At 72.2% G+C, this 7659-nt stretch carries 7 protein-coding genes; 3 read left to right on the top strand and 4 right to left on the bottom strand.

Translation table 11 applies throughout. The annotated features are described in order from the left end of the window. The 3 genes from ACFYNS_RS20405 to ACFYNS_RS20395 form a co-directional block, all read right to left on the bottom strand. A partial coding sequence (locus ACFYNS_RS20405; RefSeq protein WP_388604310.1) for a DUF2637 domain-containing protein occupies positions 1-197 on the bottom strand: 197 nt, incomplete at its 3' end. 233 nt (positions 198-430) lie between these two features. Beyond that, a complete protein-coding gene (locus tag ACFYNS_RS20400; RefSeq protein ID WP_360290816.1) occupies positions 431-1102 on the bottom strand; it encodes a DUF3558 domain-containing protein in 672 nt (223 codons plus the stop codon). A 240-nt stretch (positions 1103-1342) separates the two neighbouring features. Beyond that, the gene (locus ACFYNS_RS20395; RefSeq protein ID WP_388604294.1) at positions 1343-2269 is read right to left on the bottom strand and encodes a hypothetical protein; all 927 of its coding nucleotides are present in this window, start codon (positions 2267-2269) and stop codon (positions 1343-1345) included. 405 nt (positions 2270-2674) lie between these two features. Here ACFYNS_RS20395 and ACFYNS_RS20390 point away from each other — a divergent pair, with 405 nt between their 5' ends. Continuing rightward, positions 2675-4492 (top strand): BCCT family transporter, encoded by a 1818-nt coding sequence (locus ACFYNS_RS20390; RefSeq protein WP_388604293.1) that lies wholly within the window; start codon positions 2675-2677, stop codon positions 4490-4492. A 136-nt stretch (positions 4493-4628) separates the two neighbouring features. Here ACFYNS_RS20390 and ACFYNS_RS20385 read toward each other — a convergent pair whose 3' ends face one another. Next, the gene (locus tag ACFYNS_RS20385; protein WP_360290807.1) at positions 4629-5354 is read right to left on the bottom strand and encodes a hypothetical protein; all 726 of its coding nucleotides are present in this window, start codon (positions 5352-5354) and stop codon (positions 4629-4631) included. A gap of 127 nt (positions 5355-5481) precedes the next feature. Here ACFYNS_RS20385 and hemL point away from each other — a divergent pair, with 127 nt between their 5' ends. Next, entirely contained in the window at positions 5482-6837 is a 1356-nt protein-coding gene (gene hemL / locus ACFYNS_RS20380; protein ID WP_360290804.1) for a glutamate-1-semialdehyde 2,1-aminomutase, read from the top strand. Next, on the top strand, positions 6834-7568 hold the full coding sequence (locus ACFYNS_RS20375; RefSeq protein ID WP_388604290.1) for a histidine phosphatase family protein: 735 nt from the start codon (positions 6834-6836) through the stop codon (positions 7566-7568). Before hemL ends, ACFYNS_RS20375 begins: the two co-directional genes overlap by 4 nt. Positions 7569-7659 lie beyond the last annotated feature (91 nt).

The raw sequence follows: 7659 nt of genomic DNA, 5'->3' as shown, positions 1-7659 counted from the left end.
AGCGCGAGCAGCACGACGATGCCCGCGTCCACCCCGATGGGGAAGAACGGTGCGAACGCGCCGAAACCTTTCCGCTCGGCCAGCTCGCGGACCGCCGCGTAGGAGCCGGCGAAGCCGATCGCCGCGATCACCACGGCTCCCGCGACCACGACGGCGATCAGTATGCGGTGTATTCGGGTCAGTTGTACGCCCTGCACTGGAATTGTCCCCACCCTCGGAAACTGGCGGGCCCAGCCTGGCACATACGGCGGGCCGGAACGCGCGCGGAGCCCGGCCCTCGGGCGGAGGGCCGGGCTCCGGTGCGGTGCGGACGGGCCCGGTGGGATCCGGCGCTGCGGGAGCGGACGGCGCCGGCGGGGGAGCAGCCGGCTCCGGCGGGGGCGCGTGCGGTGCGCGGGTCCGGCGCCGGGGCGGGGTCACCCGAGGGCGGTCACCCGATGTGCTCGACCGCCGCCTTGGCGGCCTTCTCGGCGCGCTTCTTCACCTCGTCGGCGTCGGGCTTCTTGGCGTCCTCGAACCCGGCGCCCTCGTAGTCGACGGTGACCACGACATTGGCGGTGCGGGTCACCAGACGCTCGGCGCGGTAGTCGGCCGACTTGCCCTTGGCGTCCTTCTTCTCCGTCTCGTAGACGACCGAGACCGCCTGGTCGCCGATGCCGGAGGTGTCGGACTTCTTGAGGTCCTTGTTGTCCTTGCTGCCGGTCTTCTCCTCCACCTGCTGCTTGACATAGTCCGCGGCGCGCTTGTCGCCGGAGCCGATCGCCGGGTCGGAGTCGAAGCGCTTGAAGGAGAGCGTGAGCTGGCTGTAGTCGTACTTGTCCAGGCCGCTCCACAGGCAGCTGTTGGAGTCGTCGGCGTCTCCGGAGCCGACGCTCTTGCCCGAGTCGTCCTTGGTGCCGGGCACCAGGTCCTTCGCGGCCTTCTTGTCGAGGGTCTTGCAGGAGTCGGGCAGCTTCTTGTACTTCGCGGGCGCCACGGTGGGGGACTTGCTCGCGGAGGCAGAGGGGGTGTCGGACCCGTTGTCCTTGTCGGAGTCCGAGGAGCAGCCGACCACCAGCAGGACGGGGAGCGCCGCTGCGGCGCAGGCGACTGCGTTCCGCACGGTCCTGCTCCGTCGAGGGGCGTTGCGCGGGGCGTTTCGGTGCATGGTTCCTTCGCTTCCGGGGTCTTCACCAGTTGTGCCGAGCCGGGAGTGGCCGCGGTGCTGTCGGAACGGTACGCGGCGCCCGGCGCGGTGCGGGCGTTTCGCGGCACTTCCGCAGCGTGTGACTGCCCACAGGTGGCACGGGCCACAGTCCGGAGCGCCGCCGGGTGCGCGCGGGGCCGCGTGGGCCGCGGCGGATCAGTCCTCCTCGAACCGCCCGGCGAGCTGCTCGGCGAGTCGGCGTGTCTTCTGCTGGAGTTCGTGGCTGTCGGGGATCCGGTGCTTGTCGGTCACCCACTGGTCGTACTCGACGGTGGCGATCACGTTGGCCGTCCGGAAGACCAGGGTGATGTCCCGGTGCAGTCCGGAGTCGGCGGTGTGCAGGGCGTCGTCGAGATAGGCGGCGTCGCCGATGTCCTGAAGGGTGCGGGGCGCCACGTCCTCCTCCGCGGTGGAGGAGGGTGTCTCCGCGGGGGTCTTGTCCGGGTCCGCTGAGCTGTCCGGGTCGTCGTCCCCGGTGCTCTTGCCGCCGTCCTCCGCGGTGGGGGAGGCGTGTCCGTCGGGCGTCTTGCCGGACGGACTGCCGGAGGTGGGGCCCGGTGCGCCGCTGATCCCGGCCTTGCGCGCCTTCTCGCCGTAGAGCCGCTCGGCCTGCTCGTCGTCGCTGACCGACGGGTCGTAGGAGACCACCCGCTCGAACTGGACGGACAGGTGGCGGGTGCCGAGTGTGGTGGCGCTCTTCCAGCGGCAGCCCACGCTGCGGTCGGTGTCGTAGGTGGTGCTGGCCTCGCCCTCCAGGGGGTCGGGGCCGGTGCTGGGTGCGGCCGTGTTCTCCTCGTCGCCCCCGTCGCCCCCGTCGCCGGATGCCGCGGCGCCCGGGAGCATGTCCCGCAGGTGGCTCACGCCGACCGTGCCGCACGGTTCGGGGAGGCTGTCGTACTTGCCGGGGGCCGCGGCCGAGGGGGAGGCGGAGGCGCCGCCGGGCTTGCCGTCCTTGTCGTCCTCGCCTCCGGAGGAGCCGGTGCAGCCCGTGACCGTGCCGGCGAGCGCGAGGACGAGCGCGGCACTGGTCGCGGATGACGCGAGTCCCGCGCGCGTCGCATACCTCTTTGCCCTCCGCGGCACGGCTGGCCTCCTCGTTCGGGGTTGTCGTCCGGGTCCGGGGGTCTCTTCCGGGTCCGGGGGTGTCGTCCGGGGGTGTCGTCCGGGTCGTCCGGTTCGGGGTGTGCCCGCGAGGGGCGTTCCGCCGACGGGGTGACGGCACATGTCTACCGCACCTGCCGCTCGGACGTCCGGTTGCCCGGCCCCTATGGCGCGAGAAGTCAGTCTTTTCCCTTTCGCTGCTTTTCCGCTCCGCGGTGGTGCGTGCTCCCCCGGCCGGGTGCGGCGTGCGATCAACATCCCCCGAAAGTGGTGGAGTTGACCGGTACATCGGGCCCGTTGCGGGCATCTGATCGGACTACTTCGGGCCGAGTCGGGTAGCGGCCCTGCGAATCCATCGGAGGTTCGGCGGAAGGACAACGGGCAGACGTGAAGCAGCAGACGCAGGAGGCGACCGCCTCCCACGGGGGACCGACCGGGCGGCCGCGTACCGACCGGCTCGTGTTCGGTGTCACAGCGGTACTCACGCTCGCCTTCGTCGTCTGGGGAGCAGTCGGCACCGCATCACTCGCCGACGTTTCGCAGAAGATGCTGAGCGGCACGATGCACAACGGCGGCTGGGCCTTCGTGCTCGCCGCCACCGGTTTCGTGATCTTCTCGCTGTGGCTGGCGTTCAGCCGCTACGGCCGGATCACCCTGGGCAAAGAGGGGGAGGAGCCCGAGTTCAGAACGGTCTCCTGGGTCGCGATGATGTTCAGCGCGGGCATGGGCATCGGGCTGATGTTCTACGGGGTGAGCGAGCCGCTGAGCCACTTCAGCAACGCTCCGCCCGGTACGCATCCGGCCGACGACGCCGAGCGCATGGAGACCTCGCTGGCCACCACGCTCTTCCACTGGACGCTGCACCCCTGGGCGATCTACGCGGTCGTGGGCCTGGCCATCGCCTACAGCTGCTTCCGCCGGGGCAGGCGGCAGACGATCAGCGCGGTCTTCACCCCGCTGATCGGCGAAAAGGCTGCCAACGGCGGCTTCGGCAAGGTCATCGACATTCTGGCGATCTTCGCCACGCTCTTCGGCTCGGCCGCCTCGCTGGGGCTGGGCGCCCTGCAGATCGGCAGCGGGATGGAGGAGGTCGGCTGGGCGGAGAAGGTCGGTACCGGTGTGCTGGTCTCCATCATCGCCGTGCTGACGGTGGCCTTCGTGGCCTCCGCCGTCTCCGGCGTCGAGAAGGGGATCCAGTGGCTCTCCAACATCAACATGGTGCTGGCGGGGCTGCTCGTGCTCTTCCTCTTCGTGGCCGGCCCCACCATCCTGATGCTCAACCTGGTACCGACTTCGCTCGGCGGCTTCGTCGGCGACCTGCCGCAACTGGTCGGCCGCACCGACGCCAGCAGCGGCGAGGGCGTCGCGGACTGGCTCTCCAGCTGGACGGTCTTCTACTGGGCCTGGTGGATCTCCTGGACTCCGTTCGTCGGCATGTTCATCGCCCGGATCAGCCGCGGCCGCACCATCCGGCAGTTCGTCGGCGGCGTGATCCTGGTGCCCAGCGTCGTGAGCCTGGTCTGGTTCGCGATCTTCGGCGGTACGGCCATGAAGCTCCAGTCCGGCGGCGTGGATCTGGCCGGTGCCGCCTCCCAGGAGGCGCAGCTCTTCGGCGTGCTGCGGGAGTACCCGATCGCCGGTGTCACCAGCCTCGTCGTGATGATCCTGGTCGGCATCTTCTTCGTCTCCGGGGCCGACGCCGCCTCCATCGTGATGGGCACCCTCTCGCAGAAGGGGACGATGGAGCCCAGCCGCACGGTGGTCATCGTCTGGGGCGTGCTGACCGGCGCCGTCGGCGCGGTCATGCTGATGATCGGCGGCGGCGGTGACGAGGCGCTGGAAGGACTGAAGAACCTGACCATCCTGGTCGCGGTCCCCTTCACGCTGGTGATGGTCGGCCTGTGTGTGGCGCTGACCAAGGACCTGCGCCGGGACCCGGTCGTCATCCGCAGCGAGCGCGGCGAGGAGGCCGTCGGCAGCGCCGTCGTCGCGGGACACGAGCAGTACGGCGGCGACTTCGAGTTCCGGATCGGCCCGGTCGACCCCGGGGCACCGAAGCCGGCGGCCGAGACCCTGGACGCGGAGGTCGCCCGGGCCGTGAGCGAGGCGGAGCCGGCCGATCCCGGGGAGCGGAGCGGCGCCGATCGCGAGCGGGCCGGCGCTGATCGCGAGCGGGCCGGGAGAGGCGCGGGGACCCGGGACTGACCCCGGCCCGCGCCGCGCGGCCTGCGCGTCCCGTCACCGGTCGGCCGGTGGCGGGACGGGTGTCCTGTGGGGTGCCGGGGACCTGCGTGGCTCCGGTGCCCCGGAAGGTGCTGGTGTCCTGCGGGCGCCCGGGCGGTCAGGGCCACACCAGGCAGTACGCCTGGTGCCCCGCCTCGTGCAGCCGGTCGGAGAAGTCCTGCCAGCGGTGCAGGAGCTGGTAGACGTTGAAGGCGTCCTGCGGGCCGGCCCGGTCGGGGACCGTGGACCAGATGAAGGCGGCCGCGCCCACCGTCTCCTCGCCGATGCCGCGGAGCGGGTCGACGACCGTCATCGGGAGCTTGACGACCGCGTAGTCCGGGTGCAGGACGACGAGTTCCAGCGGGGGGACCCGGTGCAGCGGTATCCCCTCGATCCCCGTCAGCACCATGGCCGCCATCGTCTCGGGCTTGATCTTGGTGAACATGCCCTGGCCCAGCTCGTCCCCGCCCAGTTCCTCGGGTCGCATCGAGATGGGTACGCGTGCGGCCGTGGCACCGTCCGGTGCCCCGAAGTACTTGTAGGTCACCCCCACTCGGCCGCCACCCCTGCTGCTCCTGGTCTTCGCCGTGCTCCCGATACCCGCGAGGCCGCCGCCGTGCACCGTGCCGCTGCCGCTGGTGGTGCTGCCGGTGGCGCCGCCCGCCGTTCCGCTCTCGGACGGTGCGCCGCCGCCCGCCGTTCCCCCGTCCACCGCACCGCTGTTCGCGCCGCCGCCCGCCGCGGTTCCGTCCTCGGCCGCGGTGCGCCTGTGGCGCCCCTGGGCCCGCTCCGGGCCGGTCCCCGAGTGGCCGGGCTCCTCTCCCAGTCCGCCACCGCGATGCATGTCACCACCCGACTGCTCATCCGGGCCGCACAGCCGTCCCCGTGCGGCCCGATCATCGTGTCAGAGACCTCCCCGCCCCGCGGAGCGTGAAACGCCCCCGGCCCCCGGCACAGGGGGCTCTGACACCATGGCTTTCGTGACTTACTCCTACAGCGCCCCAGTATCGCAGTCGCTCTTCGACCGCGCCGCCGCCGTGACGCCAGGAGGCGTGAACTCTCCGGTCCGCGCCTTCCGCGGCGTGGGCGGAACGCCCCGGTTCATGGTGTCCGGTTCCGGTCCCTACCTGACGGACGCGGACGGCCGGGAGTACGTCGACCTGGTCTGCTCCTGGGGGCCGATGATCCTCGGCCACGCGCACCCCCAGGTGACGGAGGCGGTGCGCAAGGCCGTGGAGCGCGGCACCTCCTTCGGCACGCCCGTCGAGGACGAGGTGGCGCTCGCCGAGGAGATCGTGCACCGGATCGACCCCGTCGAGCAGGTGCGGCTGGTCTCCTCGGGCACCGAGGCGACCATGTCCGCGATCCGGCTGGCGCGCGGGTTCACCGGCCGCTCCAAGGTCGTCAAGTTCGCCGGGTGCTACCACGGGCACGTCGACTCGCTGCTCGCCGCGGCCGGGTCCGGGGTCGCCACCCTGGGCCTGCCGGACACCCCGGGCGTCACCGGGGCGCAGGCCGGCGACACGATCGTGCTGCCGTACAACGACCTGGACGCGGTCCGCGAGGCGTTCGCCGCGCACCCCCGGGAGATCGCCTGCGTGATCACCGAGGCGTCGCCCGGCAACATGGGCATCGTCCCGCCGCTGCCGGCGGCCGACGGGCGGCCCTCCTTCAACCAGGGGCTCGCCGACCTGTGCCGCGCCGACGGCGCGCTGTTCGTCTCCGACGAGGTGATGACCGGCTTCCGCGCCTCGCCGCACGGCTGGTACGGCCTCGACGGCGTCACACCCGATCTGATGACGTTCGGCAAGGTGATGGGCGGTGGCTTCCCGACGGCCGCGTTCGGCGGGCGCAAGGACGTGATGGACCACCTGGCACCGGCAGGCCCCGTCTACCAGGCGGGCACGCTGTCCGGGAACCCGGTCGCCACCGCGGCAGGGCTGACCCAGTTGCGGCTGCTGGCCGCCGACGGCTTCGCCGCGCACGGCGTGGTGGACGCCGCGGCCCGGCAGGTGCGGCAGCTCGCCACCGAGGCGCTGGCCAAGGAGGGCGTGGCGCACACGGTGCAGACGGCGGGCAGCATGTTCTCCGTCTTCTTCGGCGACTTCGGCGGCACGGGCGTCACCGACTACGCGGCGGCCAAGCGGCAGGAGTCCTTCCGCTTCACCGCGTTCTTCCACTCGATGCTCGCCCAGGGCGTCTACCTGCCACCCTCCGGATTCGAGGCGTGGTTCCTCTCCGCGGCGCACGACGAGCGCGCGCTGGAGCGGGTGGCCGACGCGCTGCCCGCCGCCGCCCGCGCCGCGGCCGAGGCGGTGCCGGCATGAGCGAGCGCCTGGACGGCGCGGCCCCCGCGGCCGGCGCCGACGACAAGACCGTCACCGTCGTGCACGTGATGCGGCACGGCGAGGTCGACAACCCCGAGGGCATCCTCTACGGGCGACTGGCCGGATACCACCTCTCCGACCTGGGCCGCCGGATGGCCGACCGGGTCGCCGAACACCTGGAGGGGCGCGACATCACCCGCGTGCTCGCCTCCCCGCTGGAGCGCGCCCAGGAGACCGCGGCGCCGATCGCCAAGGCCCACGGCCTCGACATCGGCACCGACGAGCGGCTGATCGAGGCGGGGAACGTCTTCCAGGGCAAGACCTTCGGCGTCGGCGACGGCGCGCTGCGCAAGCCGGAGAACTGGCGCCATCTGCGCAACCCCTTCCGCCCCTCCTGGGGCGAGCCGTATCTGGACCAGGTCGTCCGGATGCGGAGCGCGATCGAGCACGCCAAGGACGCGGCCCGCGGCCACGAAGCCGTCTGCGTCAGCCACCAGCTGCCGATCTGGATCCTGCGCAGCTTCGTCGAGCGCCGCAGGCTCTGGCACGACCCGCGGCGCCGCCAGTGCACGCTGGCCTCGCTGACCAGCTTCACCTTCCTCGGGGACCGCATCGTCTCGGTCGGCTACTCCGAACCGGCCCGCGACCTGGTGCCCGCGCATCTGCGGGCGGGAGCCAAGCGGCCCAAGGGCGCGGCCAAGGGCGCGCAGGGCCGGGGCGCGGGCGCCTGAGCCCACCGCCGCTACGCGGTGGGCCGGGCCGGCGGCCGACCTGCGCGGGAACCGGGTCCGCAGGGTCAGCAGGGGGGCGCGGAAGATCCCC

The sequence above is a fragment of the Streptomyces sp. NPDC006925 genome (assembly GCF_042869575.1).
Classification (GTDB): Bacteria; Actinomycetota; Actinomycetes; order Streptomycetales; family Streptomycetaceae; genus Streptomyces.
This window is presented reverse-complemented; position numbering and strand designations above follow the sequence as displayed.